This window comes from Phytoactinopolyspora alkaliphila (genome assembly GCF_010550695.1).
Classification (GTDB): Bacteria; Actinomycetota; Actinomycetes; order Jiangellales; family Jiangellaceae; genus Phytoactinopolyspora; species Phytoactinopolyspora alkaliphila.
In genome coordinates this window covers 391,562-409,161 of sequence record NZ_JAAGOB010000003.1, presented here as the reverse complement: position 1 = coordinate 409,161, position 17,600 = coordinate 391,562, and the positions used below count along the sequence as shown (strand labels likewise).

The following is a 17,600-nucleotide window of genomic DNA, read 5'->3' as shown; positions in this document are numbered from 1 at the left end:
CCGCGAGGGGGGCCCGCGGCGCCCAGACACTTGGTGCGCCGCGTCGAGCAGAGTACAGAAGGAGCGGAGCAGATGAAGCTCGCAGCAAAGATCGTCAGGCGCACCCTCATCCCGGTCGTCGTCGCTGGTGGCATCGCGTGCGCGAGTGCGGTGGGTGCGTCCGCAGCGGTGGTTCCCGTGGCGTGCTACGCCGACGGAACCGTTCTCTACTACGACACCGAGTCGGGCGCCTACGCCCTGTTCCAGCAGTAGGGCGCTCCAGCAGTACGGGGGAAGGGCTTCTCGCTCCAGGGGGCAACAGCAGGCCTGGGCGCCGGGACTTGACCGGGCGCCCAGGCCTGTCGGCTTGTCTCACATCTCGATCCATGGCCGGTACCGCTGAACCGCGGCCCCGGAATCGCCTCCCGACCTGCGTCGTCGTCGAGTCGGCGAGCCTGCTCCACGCCCCCGTTCAGGAACATCTCGTTGTCCCACCTTCCACCATTGGGACGATCCGGGTTAGGTTGGGTAGAGCCGAGAGGCGTTGCAACGGGCCTCGCGACGAAGGGAGACCCGCCACGCTCGGCCGGTAACAACAAGGGCGCCTTCCGCGACGACGGAAGGACCGCCATGGCCGCAGAGCAGCACTGGAGCCCGGACGCTACGGATGAGCTCGCTGCACTGTTGAACGAGCGGATAGTCATCCTCGACGGTGCGATGGGCACCGCGATCCAGCGGGACCGCCCCGACGAGGCGGGCTACCGCGGCGAACGGTTCGCCGACTGGGCCAGCGACATCCAGGGCAACAACGACCTGCTGTCGATCACGCAGCCACAGCTGATCGCCGGCATCCATAGGGAATACCTCGACGCCGGCGCAGACCTCATCGAGACGAACACGTTCAGCTCCAACAGCATCTCGCTTGCCGACTACGGCATGGAGGACCTCGCCTACGAGTTCAACCATGCCTCGGCACGCCTCGCCCGAGGCGTCGCCGACGAGGTCGCCGCGGCAACCGGACGGAAGCGATACGTCGCCGGAGCGCTCGGCCCCACCACCCGGACCGCCTCGATCAGCCCCGACGTCAACGACCCCGCGGCGCGCAACGTGAGCTTCGACGAGCTCGTCGAGGCCTATCTGACCGCCGCTCGCGGCCTGGTCGACGGCGGCGCCGATCTGCTCTTCATCGAGACGATCTTCGACACCCTCAACGCGAAGGCCGCCATCTTCGCTGTGGAGACCCTGTTCGACGAGACCGGCCGACGCTGGCCACTGGTCATCTCCGGGACCATCACCGACGCCTCCGGGCGTACCCTCTCCGGGCAGGTCACCGAGGCGTTCTGGTACTCGGTCCGGCATGCGCGTCCGCTCGTCGTCGGCCTCAACTGCGCGCTGGGCGCCAAAGAGATGCGGCCCTACCTGGCCGAGCTCGCGCGGGTTGCTGACACGTTCGTCTCCGCATATCCCAACGCCGGTCTGCCGAACGCGTTCGGCGAGTACGACGAGGCACCGGAGGACACCGCGGGGGTGCTCGCGGAGTTCGCGGAGGCCGGTTTCGTCAATCTGGTCGGCGGCTGCTGCGGCACCACGCCTGAGCACATCGCCTCCATCGCGGCTGCAGTGGACGGGGCGCCGAGGCGGGAGCCGGCCGTGCACCCGGCGGCGCTGCGGCTTTCGGGGCTGGAGCCGTTCGTGGTCACCGACGACTCTCTCTTCGTGAACATCGGTGAGCGCACCAACATCACCGGCTCGGCCCGGTTCCGCAAGCTGATCAAGGACGGTGACTACGACACCGCGCTCTCCGTCGCGGCGCAACAGGTGGAGAACGGCGCGCAGATCATCGACGTCAATATGGACGAGGGCATGATCGACGGCGTCGCCGCGATGGACCGTTTCCTCAAGTTGGTGTCGTCCGAGCCGGACATCAGCCGGGTACCGGTGATGGTCGACTCGTCCAAGTGGGAGGTCATCGAAGCCGGGCTGAAGAACGTCCAGGGCAAGGCGATCGTCAACTCGATCTCTCTCAAGGAGGGCGAGGAGAAGTTCGTCGAACAGGCGCGGCTGTGCCGGAAGTACGGTGCGGCCGCAGTGGTCATGGCGTTCGACGAAGACGGGCAGGCGGACAACTACGAGCGCCGGACCGCCATCTGTGAACGCGCCTACCGCATCCTCGTGGACGAGGTCGGCTTCGAGCCGACCGACGTCATCTTCGACCCGAACGTGTTCGCCGTCGGGACCGGCATCGATGAGCACGCGACGTACGGCGTGGACTTCATCGAGGGCACGCGGTGGATCAAGCAGAACCTTCCGGGCGCCAAGGTGTCCGGGGGCATCTCCAATGTGAGCTTCAGCTTCCGCGGGAACAACCCGGTGCGCGAGGCGATCCACGCGGTCTTCCTCTACCACGCGATCGACGCCGGGCTCGACATGGGCATCGTGAATGCGGGAGCGCTGACGGTCTACGACGAGGTCGATCCGGAGCTGCGCGACGCGATCGAGGATGTCGTCCTCAACCGTACCGACGACCCGCAGGCGGCCACCGAGCGGCTGCTCGAGCTCGCCGAGAAGTATCGCGGTTCGGGGGAGGCAGCCGAGGAGACCGTCGAGGAGTGGCGCGAACTTCCGGTGAGCGAGCGCATCACTCATGCCCTCGTCAAGGGCATCGACACCTATACCGAGGCCGACACCGAAGAGCTGCGGGCCGAGATCGCCGCCCGAGGTGGCCGCCCGATCGAGGTGATCGAGGGACCGCTGATGGACGGCATGAACGTCGTCGGCGATCTCTTCGGCGCCGGCAAGATGTTCCTGCCGCAGGTGGTGAAGTCCGCGCGAGTGATGAAGAAGGCGGTCGCCTATCTGATCCCGTTCATCGAGCAGGAGAAAGTGGACCTTGGCACCGTCGGCGAGAAGGACACCAACGGCACCATCGTGCTCGCCACCGTGAAGGGCGACGTCCACGACATCGGCAAGAACATCGTCGGCGTGGTGCTGCAGTGCAACAACTACGAGGTCATCGATCTCGGTGTGATGGTACCGGCACAGAAGATCCTCGACGCCGCCCAGGAAGCCGGCGCGGACATCATCGGGCTCTCCGGCCTGATCACGCCGAGTCTCGACGAGATGGTCAACTTCGCCACCGAGATGCAGCGCCTGGGTCTCGACGTCCCGCTGCTGATCGGTGGCGCGACGACGTCCCGCGCGCACACAGCGGTGAAGGTCGATCCCAAGTACCACGGACCGGTGGTGTGGGTGAAGGACGCGTCCCGGTCGGTGCCGACCGCGGCCGCGCTGCTGCACGATGAGCAGCGCGCTGATCTGCTCGCGGATGTGAAAGCCGACTACGACTCGCTGCGTGCCCGGCACGCGCAGAAGTCGGAGCGCCCACAGCTCTCGTTCGACGACGCGAAGGCCAACGCCACCCCGATCGACTGGACCGGCTACGCCCCACCGGCACCGCGCACGCCCGGTGTGCAGGTATTCGACGACTATTCCATCGCCGAGCTCCGGGAGTACATCGACTGGCAGCCCTTCTTCAACGCGTGGGAGATGAAGGGCAAGTTCCCCGACATCCTCAACAATCCGTCGACGGGCGACGCCGCCCGCAAGCTGTACGACGACGCCCAGGCGATGCTGGACCGCATGATCGCCGAGAAATGGGTGACGGCGCGCGGTGTCCACGGGCTGTTCCCGGCCGCCAGCACCGGCGAGGACGTCCTAGTCTACACCGACGACGAGCGGGCCGACGTGCGGGCGACCCTGTACCAGCTGCGGCAGCAGGGCGAACACCGCGCCGGCATTCCCAACCGGTCGCTCGCTGACTTCGTCGCGCCGGTGGACGCCGAGACCGGCGGTGGCGACTGGATCGGCGCCTTCGCGGTGACCGCGGGCATCGGGCTGCCGGAGAAGGTCATGGAGTTCAAGGAAGCCCTGGACGACTATTCGGCCATCCTGGCGGAGTCACTCGCCGACCGGCTCGCCGAAGCCTTCGCCGAGCGGCTCCACGAGCGGGTGCGCACGGAGTTCTGGGGCTACGCAGACGAATCACTCTCCGGCGAGGATCTGATCGCCGAGCGCTACACCGGCATCCGACCGGCGCCCGGCTATCCGGCCTGCCCGGACCACACCGAGAAGCAGACCATCTGGGAGCTGCTCGACGTCGAATCCGCGACCGGGATCAAGCTCACCGAGTCGATGGCCATGTGGCCCGGTGCGTCCGTCTCCGGCCTGTACTACAGCCACCCCGAGTCCCAGTACTTCGTCGTCGGCAGGCTGGGCAGGGACCAGATCGCCGACTACGCCAAGCGCAAGGGCTGGACGCTGGCCGAGGCGGAGAAGTGGCTGTCCCCCAATCTCGGATACGACCCCGACGACTGAGGACGTCTGGTCGCGGAGATCACGACGAGCGCGCGAGCCGTGGCGTCCCCGACATGGACGACGACGCCACGGCTGTCGCGCCCACGTTGTGCTCAGATTTCGCGGAGCTCCGAGGTGAGATCTCCGCCGGCGTCGCCAGTGTTGATCGTTCCCTTGGGCTCGAACAGCAGCGCCTTGACGTCCTCTTCAGCACGGGGACGGTGCTCCACGCCCGCGGGGACGACGAACACGTCGTCGGGACCGAGCACGACGTCACGATCGCGGAGCTCAATAGTGAGCCGGCCCGACCGCACGAGAAACAGCTCGTCCGTGTCCGGGTGGGTGTGCCAGACGAACTGGCCTCTGATTCTGACGACCTTCACGTCGTAGTCGTTGACACTGACGAGCCGGTGCGGCTGCCACGGCTCGGTGACGCGGCCGAAGACCTCCGCGATGTTTCGCACGTCATCGTTCATTCCTCGAGTATCTCAGTCGGCCGATCGTGTACCGCACGACAGCGCCGGCCAACGGCAAGGTCGTGGCCTGTCTGGGATCGTCCGGGATCGTTGAACCGGCCCGGGGATGAGCCAATGATCGAGGAGCAGTAACGGGCACAACGGGGCGAGGGGCAAGGGTCGGGGGGACCCTTGCCCCTCGCCCCGTTGGGGGCAGGTCTGGGCGCGCGGCGGCACTGGCGCGCCCGGCCCTGCCCACGTCTCACTCGTTAAGTGCCGCCAGGTTCGACGGCACCGGCCCCTCCACCGGACGGTGCTCGCACTTCGGCAGCATCGAAGCTATCAAGACTGTGCCGCTGTCGGCCTCGGCTAGACAGCACTCCCGGCAATCACCGCCGCCGACCAGATCGAAGCCGGCGATCTCCGGGATCCTGAAGGGTCCGACCTTGCCGGATTGCGAAAGTCACGCCTTGACACACCCCCGCCGGCATCGCAGCCACGCGGTCGCCGTCGTCCTCGACATGCTCCGCGAAGCGTGGGACTCACCGAGCTGAACTTCATCCGCTCCGCACGCGCGGGGACACGTCATCTCAGCGTGCGCAGGCATACCAGTGAGCCGAGTAGTTGTTGTCTCGCTAGTGCAGACTGGCCGCGAACTCTGCGAGGTCAGCCGCCAACGCGTCAGGGGCTTCCCACTCGGGAAAATGTCCGGCACCCGGTAAGAGTGTGTACCGCGAGAGCGGCTGGAACCGCTGATACCACGATTTCGGTGCCAGATACTCCTCAAGGCTCGGCTGGTTGACGGCCACCGGGGCGATCGAGCGCGGCACGGGCGTTCCGAGCAAGTCCTCTCGATACAAGCGCATTGAGGAGGCGATCGTGTTCGTCGCCCAGTAGATCGTCGCGGTGCTCAGCAGGTCATCCGGGCTGAAGCTGGCGTGCAGATCATCGGGTGTTGCGCACCAGGTGCGGTATTTCTCCGTGATCCACGCCAGCAGGCCGACCGGTGAGTCCGAGAGCGCGTGAGCCACGGTCTCAGGCTTCGTGGATTGAATCGCGACGTAGCCACCTTCCTTCGCATACCAGCGTCGTGAGGTGTCCACGAACGTTCGCTCTTCATCCGTCAGGTCGGTGGGAAGGTCTGCATCGTCGGGAACCGCCAGATGCGTCCCACCGATGTGCACGCCCGCGACCTGGTTGGGATAGAGCGCTCCCAGGTGCAATGCGACCGTGAGGCCGTAGTCGGTGCCTCGAACCAGATATCGGGTGTACCCGAGGTGTTCAGTCATCAGTGTCTGCATGGCGTGGGCGATCCGCGCGAGATCCCACCCGGGTTCGGCCGGAGACGCGCTAAAGCCGAAGCCGGGCAACGACGGAACTACGACGGTCATCGCGTGCGGCGGGCCACTCAGGCGGTCAGCGAGCCGAGTCATCTGCTCGAACGTCGAGGGCCAGCCGTGCAGAGCCAGCAGCGGTAACCCGTTCCCTGGTTCGGTCGGCTGGCAGATCATGGTGTGCACGCTCACGCCATCGACAACAGCCCGCACATGTCGGTATCGATTTAGGGCTTTCTCCCGGGCACGCCAATCGAAGCCGACCTGCCAATATTCCGCGAGGAAACGAACCAGATCCGGGTCGATGCCGTCGGACCAGCCGGGACGGACGGGGGCGGTGGGTTGGCGCGTGCTGGCGATACGGCGTGCCAGATCAGTCAGAACTTCGTCGCTGATGTGGATGCGTTGGTCACGGAGCTTCATCCTGTTTATCATTCCAGGCAGATCGTCACCCTCAAGGCACGAGTGCGGCGCTGACGCTGCTCACCATGGTGACAATCACGCTCCGGCCCGTCGAAGGACGCCGACCTAGAGCGGATCTTCGCCTAGGAAAATGACCCCGCCAGCGTTCGGCGGCATCTTGCCGCCGTCGGCGAGCACGATCGCGACCCAGTGGAACTCCTTGGCGATGTCGATCCCGACGGCCACTCTCATCGATCCCTCGCTTCCTTTGCTGTCGGTGTGATGCGTCCCCGTTCCGCCGGAGAAACGCATGAGCACCCGAGGAGATGAACCGATGACAACCACCTGCGCTGAATCGCCCTGATCCCGCTGGCACTCGTCGCGATCGCGATGTTCGTCGCGTGGAGCTGGCCACTCGAGGAGCATCACCACGACCGGGGGCTCCCCGACGCATGACGTCGGGGAGCCCTAGGTGCGGCATACGGAGGACGTTCATAGAAGGTCAGCGATCACGACGTACAGCTCGTCGGTCAGCCGGGACGACAGATCGGTGATATCGGCGTTGGAATCCGCGTGCCGTTTCACATGCCGACCAGGCCGCGATCCAGGCTCTGCGGATCCCTCGCCGTCCACTCGCCGCGCTGAGCCCGCTGGAGGAAGTCCAGCAGTTGCCGGTTGAACTCGCCGGGATCCTCCAGGTTAGGCGTGTGGCCGGTACGCGGGAGAACCGCAAGGCCGCTGGCCGGGATGGTGCGTTTAAGCATGAGATTAGTCTCCAGGCAACCGTCGTCCTCATCACCGACCACGAGCAGCACCGGCATCTCCAGGCGGGCCAGCTCATCCCGCAAGCTGAACAGCGACGGCCGCTTGCCCAGCACCTCGGTAAACGTATATGCCTGCCCGATCGGGCTGTGCCCGGCCAACGCGTCACGGAACCGCTCCCACCGCTGGGGCGCCTTGGCCCGCAACTGCAGGCGGGCGGGACCGTTCGCGTAGCTGATCGCCGCCGAATGCGGATCTTCCCGGAAGCGCCGCCCGGCAGACTCCATCTCGGCCAGGAAGGTCTGCCCGTGCTCGGGGTTCGAGCCGTAGCCAGCACCGACTACCACAGCCGATTGCACCCGTTCCGGTGTTCGCAGGCATGTATGGAGTGTGCAGAAGCCGCCCATGGAGAAGCCCAGGAAGTGGGCGCTGCCGATACCGAGTGCGTCGAGTACGTCCAACGCGTCGTCGACCGCGATCGACTGGCTATAGGCCGCAGGCGACTCCGGGACCGAGGAGGGAGGGAAGCCGCGCGCGTTGTACCTGATGCAGGTGAACCGGTCGCGCAGTTGTTCCACCTGCGGATCCCAACTGCGAATTCCACCCGCCACTTCATGCAGCATCAGCAGTGGCGGCCCGGTGCCGTCGATCTCGAGCGCCAAAACGGTACCGTCCCGGGCGGTGATGCATGTGGTGCGGTCGCTCACGGCGCCAGTCCATCCGCGCGCCCTGCCCACACGTGCCGGAGCATCTGGAACGTGAGTGCCGACATCGGCATTGACACCACGTCCTGGTCTGCCTCTCGGAGCACGGATCGCAGATCCTTGAGGAGAATCTCCAAGTCACCCCCGGGACTGTGGTTCTTCCACCAAGGGGTGACGCGGTCCCAATTCTCAGTGACCCAACTCCCGCCCACGCTGACGGAGAGGATCCGCATGAGCACGGACTCGTCCACGTCATGCTTGCGGACCGCCTCCAGTGCCTCGAAGACACCCATCATGTTGATCCCGAACGCCAACTGCACAGCGAGTTTGGTCGCCTGGCCGGTTCCCACCTCGTCACCGACCACGAAGATGTTCTCGCCGATCACCCGCAGCAATCCGTCGAGCTCAGTCACCGCGGTCTGCGGACCTGACACCATGAGGGTGAGCGTGCCGGCTTCGGCTCCCCAAGGCCCGCCGGACATGGTGGTGTCCACCGCGGTCACACCCTCTGCGGCCAACCGGGTGGCGAGCTCGGCCATGGTAGTCGGGTCCAGCGTGCTGGAGATTGCCACGTTCAGGGGAACTCCAGCGGCGACGACACCGTCGTCACCGAAGAGCACGTCCTGGGTCTGCTCCTTGGTCCGGACTACGGAGAACAGACTCCGTTCCGTCACCTCTGCCACGCTCCGCGGCGAGTCCACCACGGTCACGCCCTTGGCCCGGGCCAGCTCCTGACGCTCGGGAGACGGGTCGAAACCGAGCACGGTGTGGCCAGCGACCACCAGGTTGGCGGCCATGCCCAACCCCATGGCGCCTAGTCCCAGGAAACCCACGTTCTCTGTCATGACGCCTCTTTCGTGAGGGTACGAATCCACATGTCGGATGGGGTGTCAGGCACTGAGGTCGACCACCGTCACGGTAGCGCCGAGACGCCCGAGCTCATCGGCGAACGCCAGGTGCCGAGGGTGGCTCAGATACTCGTCCAGCATCGACTCGCTGGCGAACAACGCCGCCATACCCTGGGCCACATCTCCAGCGAACTCCTCCGGCGCCCGGTTGGGCCCCGTGAGCGCCTGCTGTGCGCCGCACTCTCGCGCAACATCGGCCAGACCGACCAGCACCGCCGCCATTCGTTCGTCCGCTGTGACGCCGGCAAGGACCAGGTGTACGAGGGTCACGACTCCGCGTCCTCCTCGAACGGACTCAGCTGGAGTTCCCTCCGCACGGTCCGCGTCACGACCGCGCTCATCGGGTGATCTCGATCGTCTCGTTACCTGCCACGAACGGCACGCCACCGCTGACCGCCTCTTGCGCGGCGATCCAGCGCGGATCGTTCTTGAATGCCGCCCATTTGCGGTCCCGGTCGTCGGCGTCATCGAACTCGACGATATAGACGAGTTGCTCTCCCTTGGTGAGCCTGCGCCGCCAGGGCCCGTACGCGGTGATGCCGTGATCAGCGAAGAGCGGCAGGCTCAGGTCGCGAAACTGACCGAACAGCGCGTCGGACTGTCCAGGGGAAATGGTGTAGGTACGAAGCTCAGCGAGCATTGTCGATCTCCGTTTCTGACGAGGTGGCGACAGCGGCCCAGCTGTCGAGGAAAGCTGCGGTCCGTGCCACCACGGCGAAGCGCTGACCAGCGGTGCGTAACGCCGCGTCATGCAGGGACATGTCCCAAGACGCGCACGCGTCCTCCGCGATGTGGACGAAGAACTCGCGACTGAACGCCTCTCGGGCCGTGGTGTCAACGCATACGTTGGTGGAGACACCCACACAGATCACCGTGTCGAGTGCCAGGCTCCGCAGCAACAGCTCCAGGCTGGTGCCGGTGAAAGCGCCGTAGCGGAATTTCTTCACCACGTGGTCGCCCGGCTCGGGGGCGAGCTGATCGACGGGCTGCTGTCCCCAGCTGCCGTCCAGGCAGATGTCGGTGGCCGAGTACGTGGCTCGCGAACGAGCATCGTGCCACACCGCCGAATCGCTGGCGGCGCCGGGAAGCGTTGTGTGCAGGCAATGGATCACCGCAACACCGGCTCGTCGCGCCCCGGTAGCCAGCATGGCGGCTTGCCGCACCGCGCCTACGGCAGGCGCGACATCCCGGCCGCCAGCCCGCGCCGCTTTGCCGCCGGGATCGACGAAATCGTTGGACAGGTCGATCAGTAAGAGCGCTGTACGCGAGGGATGGATGCGATCAGGGGTAAGCACTGAGCACCTCCATCAGTCTCCAATGCTCTGCGAGCCCGTTGAGTACCTGGTCAGGATCCGCCGACGGCGCGAGCACCGCGAAGAGTCCTCTCCGGCCCTCGAGCCCGGTCAGGGGCGCGGTGAAGCCGGTAGAGGCAAGCTGCGCGGCCTCCACCCCCCGGAGCAGGGCGTGCCGCCGCTGAACGGTGCTGAATGGTGTTGCGGTAAGAGCGGCGAGACCTGATGCCTGCGTCGCGGCGATGCTCAACGCTCGTGCCGTCTCCGCTGAGTCCAGACCCAGGCGACGGGCCGCCGCAGCGGCCGCTCCGATCACGATGGCCGCGCAGCCGGGGTCCCACCCGGCCTCGATGTGCGGGGCCAGGGCCGCATGGATCCGTACCGCTACCTCCGCCCCCACGAGCACAACGGAGGTGGCGCCGTCACTATCCGATTCCGCCGGAGCGACCGCCTGCGAAAGCTCGCTCAGCATCCTCACCCACGGCTCCGTCCCAGGGGCCGCGAGCCTCGGCATGGCCTGGCTGAGGTAGTCCGGCGGAGCCGCGGTGACGGCGAACTCGCCGAGCCGGACGGTCACGGCGCTCATCGCGCGGCCTCCGCGATCCGATCCGGCGCGCTCAACGACCGCCACGGGTCGCTGGTGACGCTCGGCAGCGACGTCACGAACCGCCACAGTTCCTCCGCCGAAGGTCCCCGGCCGAGTTCGAGCAAGGCGTCAGCCTTCGCCCTCAGCTCATCGTCGGTCAGCGGGCGGTCGATACTGCCACGCGCGTGCTCAACCCACTCGACCATGACGTCACCGCCAGCCATGTCGACCGCAAGTTCAGCCTGATCCCGCTCCAGGCGGGCATCGGGCACCATGGTGATGCGCGAGCGCATGTCTCCGTACTCCGGCGAACGTGCGGCCCCGGCGTCGAACTCGGCCAGCCCGACCGTGCCGCGGAGCAGGCCGGCGGCCACGCCGTGTACGGCGGAGAACCGCGCCTCGAGCTCGTTATCCGGTGCGGTCCGGCCCATCAGCTCCGGGACCAGCGGATGGCAGCGATACCGCACCGAGACGATCTCCGCCACCGTGCGGCCAGAGGCGCGGAGCCGCTGGTGGACGGCGAGGCCGGCGTCGATGCCCGGATGGGCGACGATGCCGCACGGGTACGGCTTGATCGCATTGGTGTCCAGTTCCCAGCGGATCTTGTCCGTGAGCAGTGTTGCAGGATCCGCGGACCGTGGTGCGAAGGCGGTGAGAAGCAGCGCCATCGGATCGTCTTCGTGGTTCCACCGCAACGATCCGCCGGACGCGTCGTCCACTGAGCTCACCGCGTTGGCGGCGGCCTGGCCAGCGTGGAAAGGCTTCAGCTCGGTGCCGAATGCCTCACGATGGCCCAGCGTCCGCACGCTCGCGATGGCGAGCGCCGTCGCCAGTTCGTCGCGGGATAGCCCGCGCAGGAGAGCAGCGGTCACGGTGGCGCCGATGACGCCGCACGTGCCGGTGATGTGCCAGCCGCGGTCGTAGTGCTCGGGGCTGACGGCGAGACCCAGCCGGAGCTGTATCTCACACCCGATGGCGAACGCGTCCATCAGCAGCGCGCCGTCGACTCGCGGCCCGCGCCCCACTGCCCATGCCGCCCCGAAGCACGCAGCCGCCGGGTGGATCACGGTGGCGAGGTGCGTGTCGTCGTAGTCGTCGTAGTGCCCGGCGAAACCGGCCAGCAACGCGGCGGCGCGCGGGCTCCCGCGCTCGCTGATCAGCGGGCTCGGCCCCAGCGGAACACCCGTACCGGTGTCGAGGTGGCGAGCCAGCCGTTGCACCCCAGGGGTTCGGGACGCGCCTATGGCCACCGCCACGATGTTGGCGAGGGTCCGCTCGGCCGCCCGGGTCCCCTCGTCCGTACGAGGGCGAGAGGCCAGGCCGATCACCGCATCGGCGAGCGCGCCGGTGATGCTCGGCGTCCGGTTCACAGGCTCGGCTCCAGCCAGGTGATGGCCCCGAAGGAATACGCCAGCTGGGCCAGGTCCGAACCCGCTGCGCTGCCGTGCCAATGCTCTTCGTCCGGCTCTATCCATACGATGTCTCCCGTGGTGACCTGGAGCGGGTCCTCGCCACGACGGCCGACTAGTCCCGCGCCCTGCACCACGTGGACGACCTGGCCGTCGGCGTGCCGATGCCAGTGCCCCCGGCTGCCCGCGGGAAGCCGGATCAATGCCGCAGTCGCCTTGGTGGTGGCGGTGCTTGCGACATTCGCGCTATACGCGAGACCGTGGAAACGCAACGGCTCAGGCACCTCGGTGGGATCGGCGAGCAATTCGTGCAACTGGAAGACGATCACAGGGTGGCCTCCTGGCGGGTTTCGTTCAGCGGATCGATCACCGGAGCGAGCTTGATCTCCGTGAACGCCCGAATGGTCTCCGTGATCGCGATCTCAACCGGGATACGTTCCATGCTGGACGCGCCGAGGAAACCCGTCACTCCGTCGCACCTCTTGAGCACGTATTCGGCGTCGCCCGGCGACACGATGGGGCCGCCGTGGCACACCACGAACGCCTCGTCGTTGACGGATCTCACGACATCGTGGACCCGCTGGGTCTTCTCCGCGGCTTCGTCGAGACCGACGGCGTTACGCCCGCCGATCATCCCGGCCGCGGTCAATCCGACGTGCGCCACGATCACGTCGGCGCCGGCGCCGGCCATCGCCCGGGCCTCGTCGTCGGTGCGGACGTAGGTGGCGGTCAGCAGGTCGAGCTCACGTGCACGGGCCACCATGGCCACTTCTTTGTCGAATCCATACCCGGTGGCTTCCAAGTCCTCGCGGACGCTGCCATCGAGGAGGCACACGCTCGGAAAGTTCTGGACGCCGGCGAACCCCATCGACTTCAGCGTCTCGAGGAGCATCGAGATGTTCTTTGTCGGGTCTGTGGCGCACACGCCCGCGAGCACCGGCGTCGGCGTCGCCACGGGCAAAACCTCCATCGCCATCTCGACGACGATGTCGTTGGCGTTGCCGAACGGCATCATGCCGGCCATGGACCCACGTCCGGCCATCCGAAAACGGCCCGCGTTGTAGATGACAATGAAATCGACTCCGGCCGCGGCCGCGCACTTGGCGGAGATTCCGGTTCCGGCGCCCGCGCCGATCAGCGGGCGCCCCTCTTCGACCTTGCCGCGGTAGCGGCTGAGGTGCTCTTGTCGTGTCATTCGTGTCTTCCTTTTGCTTGTGGTGAGCTGAACCGTTCAGCTGGCGTGAGTGCTCTGTGGTGCGTCGTCCGGAACCGGTAGATCGGCCCGCGCTCCAGCACGGAGCGTGGATGAGCCCGCAGCACCGCAAGATCAGATTCCGCGACTGTCGGCTGCCACCAGACTAGAAGATTGTCGTTGCTTTGTCTATAGATTGACTACTTAATGTGCTGATTACATTACCGCGCCATGAGTTTGAGCAGCTCGCTCGCCGCATTGCGGCCGAACGTCTCGGTGTTCAGCGCGGCGTCTACCCGACTCACCTTCACGTCCTCACTCAGCCCGGCCAGCAGCGCCTCGACCAGTGCTTCCTCCGCAACCGGATCCCAGAATTCGCACCCCTCCTCGGCCAGCGACGACGTGCCCCCGACGGGCAACACCATCGTCACCGGGCCGGTCGACCGGCACACCTTCTGCGCGAGGGTGCTTCCCAGCGTGCGGGCATCATCAACCGAGGTCCGCACGAGTGTGTCGACCGGACCGTGCCGGTAGGCCCGCCGGGAGCGGACCGGGACCGGGATGGTGTCAGGCGGACCGAAGTTCGCGATGTCGAGTGCCCCCACCGAGACCACCTGAGGAATACCTCTCGCGCCCGCGGCTTCGAGCCGATTCACACCCGCACTCGCCTTCCCACCGAGAAGCTCGTCCGCCAACTCCGTGGTGGTGAGGTCGAGCACGCCGGCGAACACCCCCTGCGTGATCAGCGACTCCATGGTCCGCCCGCCGCTGCCATTGGCATGGAAGGTGATGACGTCGAACCCTGCCGCCTCGACTGCTCGTGTCGCGGCCACGACCCCCACCGTCGTTACGCCGAACATCGACGCCGCCACTAGCGGCACCGCACTCTTCTCCGGCACTGGGGCACCGACGCTCGCCAGCATGACGGCCGCGGCACGACGGAGCAGTCCGGTGGTGAACGAATTGAGCCCGCTGATATCCACCGGCGACGGCATGACGAGCACATCGCTACCGTCAACGGCCTCCGACGCCGTCGACGCCATCGTCGTGAGCAGGAGACGCGGAAAACCGAACGGCATCGCACACCACGCCGGGGCCAGCAAGGTCACCGCGCCAGACCCGCCCATGCCCACGGCGCCGTCGATCCCCGCAAGGCGTTCACCCACGACGACGCGCAAGCCATCAGCCATGACCTGCAGTGCATCCGCACGGTCCCGGCCGCTGACCAGGTCGGCAAGCTGGACCCCAGCGGCTTTGGCGACGTCGGCGCGAGAGATGTCGGGCCTGATCACCGGCTCCCCTCGGACGCCGACGTCCACGGTCAGCGTCTTCACGCCGTGTGCGTGAAGTTCAGCGGCGAGAAACTCGTATTCGGCACCCTTGGTATCAAGCGAACCCGCGAGCAACACGGTAGTCATGACCACATCCCTACATTCGCGCCAAATGTGCTGTGATTGTCGTCTGATTGTGCGCCCCTTGCCCAACTTCGGCAAGGTCTTGCGGTAAGTCAGGCGTGTCCCCCACCGCCGGCCGCCGAGCTCAGCCGGCGGCGAAACCAACCAGTTCAGCTCGCTTGTCGACCCGGAATGAGCTCCTCGAACAGCGTCATCTCCAAGCCTGCCGGGATCTCCAGCCGAGAATCCTGGGACTGCCACGGCGTGCGGGTGTGGGCGGCGCGACAAGGATGGCGCCCGCGCCGACGAGGCGGCTGGTCTGCCGTTCACCGCATTTGTAGGGCCAGACCGGATTGTGTTGCCTTGGAAGGCTGAGTTGTGTTGTTCATGCTCTGTACCGTAGGACTGCCGCCATGTCAGGACCACGGCTTGAGAAGGCAGCTCCATGCCTGGCAGCGGCTTGGTGAGTAGCGTTGGGAACTTGCCGGCGAGCGCTGCTCAGGCCGAGCGTCTGCCGATTGTGTATATATTGTTACGGTGATGGAAATCTGGGATCGGCTTCTTGACAACCGGGACACCGACGACGGCCGGCCGGTGTATGAGCGCATTGCCGATGCCATCGCCGCGGCGATCGACAGCGGCGACGTAGCCCCAGGCGTCCGGCTGCCCACGGTGCGCGAACTCAGCCGCCGGCTCAACGTCAGCTCCACGACCGTGATGAGCGTGTACAACCGGCTCGGCGAGAAGGGCATGGTCCGTGGCGAGACTGGCCGCGGAACCTTCGTCAACCCGCCCGCTCAGGCCGAACGGCACCGACCGCTCGGGCGGGCTGCGGCGCAGAGTCGGGTACCCGTGAACCGCCGTGCCTGGCGCCGGCGCCTGCTGGCACAGTCGGAGTCGCGGCTCCAACACGCCTTTCCTACTGCAGTCGACCTGATGCGCGGCAGCCCGGACAGGGCCCTCTATCCACTGACAGAGCTCAAACGTGCCTATCGCGCGGCTGTAGGCAAAACCACTGCGCACGACCTTGAGTATCCGCGGCACCTGGATCTCGACCCGGTCCTCGCCGAGCCGATTCTGGCCATCCTTGACCGCGACGAGATCTCCGCTACCTCGGAACAGTTGCTGGTGATGAACTCAAGCCAGCAATTCCTCCAGCTCTTCGCCCACATGCTCATGGATCAGGCAGGCGACGAACCTGTGATCGCCGTCGAGGAGCCCGGCTATCAGACGGCGATGGATACCTTCGAACACGCTGGTTGCCTCTTGCTGGGCGTGCCCATCGATCAGCACGGCATGAATCCGGCGGCCCTCGACGACGCGCTGAACCGCGGCGCCTCGGCCGTTCTGTTCACGCCTCGCGTCCAGAGCCCCACCGGCACGTCATGGTCATCCGCCCGCCGCCGTCAACTCGCCGATGTCCTGGCTCAGCACCCGGACGTGAAGATCTTCGAGGACGACCATTTCGCCGAGGCATCCGCACGGCCCGGCGGATCCCTGTACTCAGACCGCCGGCTCCGGGGCAGAGTCGTGTATGTCAGGAGCTTCGCCAAATCCATCGCCCCCGATCTGCGGGTGGCGGTCGGCGTCGCCGACCCCAGTGTCCGCTCGGCGCTGAATGTCCAGAAGTCCTTCGCCGACGGCTGGACGTCGCGAATCGGCCAACGCACGCTCGGGCACCTTCTGGCCGGCGACGATGTCTTCCAGGCGATGGACCGCACACGCGCCGCATACGCGGAACGTCGTGCCGTCATGCTGGACGCGCTCACATCTCGGTTGGCGGGCTCCGGCGTCACGCTGCCCGAAGCGTCCGACATCGACGGGTTGCACGTCTGGCTCACTCTGCCCGTGGGCTGCTCCGCGGATCAAGTCGCCGAATACGCAGCGCAGCGGGGGTTTCTCGTCGCGCCCGGGGAACCATTCTATGTTCAGCCGGGCAACGAGAGCCACCTGCGGGTCAACGCGGGTGCTGCAGTCCCCGACCTCATCCGGGAAGCGAGTTCGGCGCTTGCCGATGCCGTTGAACGCGCGGCGAGCAGCCCGGTCAGCGCGGTCTTGACGCCTTGAGCCAGGATCGGGGGCGCCCTCAGGTGAGGGCGGGATCGTCCAGGAGGACCAGTCCAGTCTGTTCGAAGAGCTCGAAGGGCCGCGCCGCGCTGGGCACCGCCGCGAGCTCGATAGTGAGGTCGGGGCGGACCACCGTGCTCCGGCTCATGCAAGGACCTGCGTAGTAGACGGTGCCGATGCCGGCGAGTTGGGTGACCGCCTGGCACATGACGCACGGATGACAGCTCGAGATCAGATGGGCTCCGCCGAGGGTCCGGCTGCCACGCCGCGCGCACGCGTCTCGCACCGCCTGGGTCTCGGCATGTGCCGTAGGGTCCCCATCCGCGAGGACAGTGTTCACGCCCTCGCCGACAATATCGCCGTCCGCGACGACGAGCGCCGCGTACGGACGCTGACCGCGCGCGACGTTCTCCTCAGCCATCCGGACCACCTGCGCCATGAGATCTGCCAGGTCGTACCGGCCGTCCCGGTAGCTCGTATGCGGTATTCCGTTCATCATCCACTCCTCAGCTCGCGAACACGACCGGACAGGGCCAGGACATCAGAATTGTCGCCTTATTGTCTTGCCTCACGGGTCGAATGACAACGGCCAACGGGTTCCGCTCCGAAGGGCTCCCGGTAGCGCCGGGGAGCCGATGCCCTGCATATCCTGCCCCAAGTGATCACCATATGTCATCACATCACTCTAGTCGCGGAACACAAGCTAGCACTACAAGATCAGTACAAATAACAAACATTCCTCCTACATTCTCTTGACGAATGT

General features: G+C 66.4%; 17 protein-coding genes. 3 read left to right on the top strand and 14 right to left on the bottom strand.

Annotation, left to right across the window (positions count from 1 at the left end):
- Positions 1 to 72 precede the first annotated feature (72 nt).
- A complete protein-coding gene (locus tag G1H11_RS07865; protein WP_163817700.1) occupies positions 73 to 252 on the top strand; it encodes a hypothetical protein in 180 nt (59 codons plus the stop codon).
- 357 nt (positions 253 to 609) lie between these two features.
- Positions 610 to 4,353, top strand: a complete 3,744-nt coding sequence (metH, locus tag G1H11_RS07860) for a methionine synthase (RefSeq protein WP_163817698.1) — start codon at positions 610 to 612, stop codon at positions 4,351 to 4,353.
- Between the two features lie 92 nt (positions 4,354 to 4,445).
- Here the strand turns inward: metH and G1H11_RS07855 are convergent, their stop codons facing one another.
- From G1H11_RS07855 to G1H11_RS07795, 13 genes are all read right to left on the bottom strand, one after another.
- Positions 4,446 to 4,808, bottom strand: coding sequence for a cupin domain-containing protein (locus G1H11_RS07855; RefSeq protein ID WP_163817695.1), 363 nt, complete (start codon positions 4,806 to 4,808; stop codon positions 4,446 to 4,448).
- A 614-nt stretch (positions 4,809 to 5,422) separates the two neighbouring features.
- Positions 5,423 to 6,544 (bottom strand): epoxide hydrolase family protein, encoded by a 1,122-nt coding sequence (locus G1H11_RS07850; RefSeq protein WP_163817694.1) that lies wholly within the window; start codon positions 6,542 to 6,544, stop codon positions 5,423 to 5,425.
- Positions 6,545 to 6,649: 105 nt separating this feature from the next.
- On the bottom strand, positions 6,650 to 6,775 hold the full coding sequence (locus G1H11_RS25170) for an IS110 family transposase (RefSeq protein WP_163817692.1): 126 nt from the start codon (positions 6,773 to 6,775) through the stop codon (positions 6,650 to 6,652).
- A gap of 329 nt (positions 6,776 to 7,104) precedes the next feature.
- The gene (locus tag G1H11_RS07840) at positions 7,105 to 7,992 is read right to left on the bottom strand and encodes an alpha/beta fold hydrolase (RefSeq protein WP_216843552.1); all 888 of its coding nucleotides are present in this window, start codon (positions 7,990 to 7,992) and stop codon (positions 7,105 to 7,107) included.
- Complete coding sequence (locus tag G1H11_RS07835) at positions 7,989 to 8,834, bottom strand: NAD(P)-dependent oxidoreductase (protein WP_163817690.1); 846 nt, start codon at positions 8,832 to 8,834, stop codon at positions 7,989 to 7,991. Before G1H11_RS07835 ends, G1H11_RS07840 begins: the two co-directional genes overlap by 4 nt.
- A gap of 45 nt (positions 8,835 to 8,879) precedes the next feature.
- Positions 8,880 to 9,167 (bottom strand): Dabb family protein, encoded by a 288-nt coding sequence (locus G1H11_RS07830; RefSeq protein ID WP_163817688.1) that lies wholly within the window; start codon positions 9,165 to 9,167, stop codon positions 8,880 to 8,882.
- 67 nt (positions 9,168 to 9,234) lie between these two features.
- Positions 9,235 to 9,537, bottom strand: coding sequence for an NIPSNAP family protein (locus G1H11_RS07825; protein ID WP_163817686.1), 303 nt, complete (start codon positions 9,535 to 9,537; stop codon positions 9,235 to 9,237).
- Positions 9,527 to 10,192, bottom strand: coding sequence for an isochorismatase family protein (locus tag G1H11_RS07820; protein WP_163817684.1), 666 nt, complete (start codon positions 10,190 to 10,192; stop codon positions 9,527 to 9,529). Before G1H11_RS07820 ends, G1H11_RS07825 begins: the two co-directional genes overlap by 11 nt.
- The gene (locus G1H11_RS07815) at positions 10,179 to 10,775 is read right to left on the bottom strand and encodes an MmgE/PrpD family protein (RefSeq protein WP_163817682.1); all 597 of its coding nucleotides are present in this window, start codon (positions 10,773 to 10,775) and stop codon (positions 10,179 to 10,181) included. The genes G1H11_RS07820 and G1H11_RS07815 overlap by 14 nt, the downstream gene beginning before the upstream one ends.
- On the bottom strand, positions 10,772 to 12,145 hold the full coding sequence (locus G1H11_RS07810) for an MmgE/PrpD family protein (protein ID WP_163817680.1): 1,374 nt from the start codon (positions 12,143 to 12,145) through the stop codon (positions 10,772 to 10,774). The genes G1H11_RS07815 and G1H11_RS07810 overlap by 4 nt, the downstream gene beginning before the upstream one ends.
- On the bottom strand, positions 12,142 to 12,513 hold the full coding sequence (locus G1H11_RS07805; protein WP_163817678.1) for a cupin domain-containing protein: 372 nt from the start codon (positions 12,511 to 12,513) through the stop codon (positions 12,142 to 12,144). The genes G1H11_RS07810 and G1H11_RS07805 overlap by 4 nt, the downstream gene beginning before the upstream one ends.
- Positions 12,510 to 13,379: a phosphoenolpyruvate hydrolase family protein gene (locus G1H11_RS07800; RefSeq protein WP_163817676.1), complete on the bottom strand. Its 870-nt coding sequence runs from the start codon at positions 13,377 to 13,379 to the stop codon at positions 12,510 to 12,512. The genes G1H11_RS07805 and G1H11_RS07800 overlap by 4 nt, the downstream gene beginning before the upstream one ends.
- 218 nt (positions 13,380 to 13,597) lie before the next feature.
- Complete coding sequence (locus G1H11_RS07795) at positions 13,598 to 14,794, bottom strand: Tm-1-like ATP-binding domain-containing protein (RefSeq protein ID WP_163817674.1); 1,197 nt, start codon at positions 14,792 to 14,794, stop codon at positions 13,598 to 13,600.
- Between the two features lie 516 nt (positions 14,795 to 15,310).
- Between G1H11_RS07795 and G1H11_RS07790 the strand changes: the two genes are divergently transcribed.
- The gene (locus G1H11_RS07790; RefSeq protein ID WP_163817672.1) at positions 15,311 to 16,837 is read left to right on the top strand and encodes an aminotransferase-like domain-containing protein; all 1,527 of its coding nucleotides are present in this window, start codon (positions 15,311 to 15,313) and stop codon (positions 16,835 to 16,837) included.
- Positions 16,838 to 16,856: 19 nt separating this feature from the next.
- Here G1H11_RS07790 and G1H11_RS07785 read toward each other — a convergent pair whose 3' ends face one another.
- Complete coding sequence (locus G1H11_RS07785; RefSeq protein WP_216843551.1) at positions 16,857 to 17,333, bottom strand: nucleoside deaminase; 477 nt, start codon at positions 17,331 to 17,333, stop codon at positions 16,857 to 16,859.
- Positions 17,334 to 17,600 lie beyond the last annotated feature (267 nt).

Coding starts and splice junctions, on each gene's coding strand:
- G1H11_RS07790 (WP_163817672.1), top strand. CDS start 15,311: ATGGAAATCTGGGATCGGCTTCTTGACAACCGGGACACCGACGACGGC.
- G1H11_RS07825 (WP_163817686.1), bottom strand. CDS start 9,537: ATGCTCGCTGAGCTTCGTACCTACACCATTTCCCCTGGACAGTCCGAC.
- G1H11_RS07785 (WP_216843551.1), bottom strand. CDS start 17,333: ATGAACGGAATACCGCATACGAGCTACCGGGACGGCCGGTACGACCTG.
- G1H11_RS07865 (WP_163817700.1), top strand. CDS start 73: ATGAAGCTCGCAGCAAAGATCGTCAGGCGCACCCTCATCCCGGTCGTC.
- G1H11_RS07795 (WP_163817674.1), bottom strand. CDS start 14,794: ATGACTACCGTGTTGCTCGCGGGTTCGCTTGATACCAAGGGTGCCGAA.
- G1H11_RS25170 (WP_163817692.1), bottom strand. CDS start 6,775: ATGAGAGTGGCCGTCGGGATCGACATCGCCAAGGAGTTCCACTGGGTC.
- metH (WP_163817698.1), top strand. CDS start 610: ATGGCCGCAGAGCAGCACTGGAGCCCGGACGCTACGGATGAGCTCGCT.
- G1H11_RS07800 (WP_163817676.1), bottom strand. CDS start 13,379: ATGACACGACAAGAGCACCTCAGCCGCTACCGCGGCAAGGTCGAAGAG.
- G1H11_RS07835 (WP_163817690.1), bottom strand. CDS start 8,834: ATGACAGAGAACGTGGGTTTCCTGGGACTAGGCGCCATGGGGTTGGGC.
- G1H11_RS07850 (WP_163817694.1), bottom strand. CDS start 6,544: ATGAAGCTCCGTGACCAACGCATCCACATCAGCGACGAAGTTCTGACT.
- G1H11_RS07855 (WP_163817695.1), bottom strand. CDS start 4,808: ATGAACGATGACGTGCGAAACATCGCGGAGGTCTTCGGCCGCGTCACC.
- G1H11_RS07815 (WP_163817682.1), bottom strand. CDS start 10,775: ATGAGCGCCGTGACCGTCCGGCTCGGCGAGTTCGCCGTCACCGCGGCT.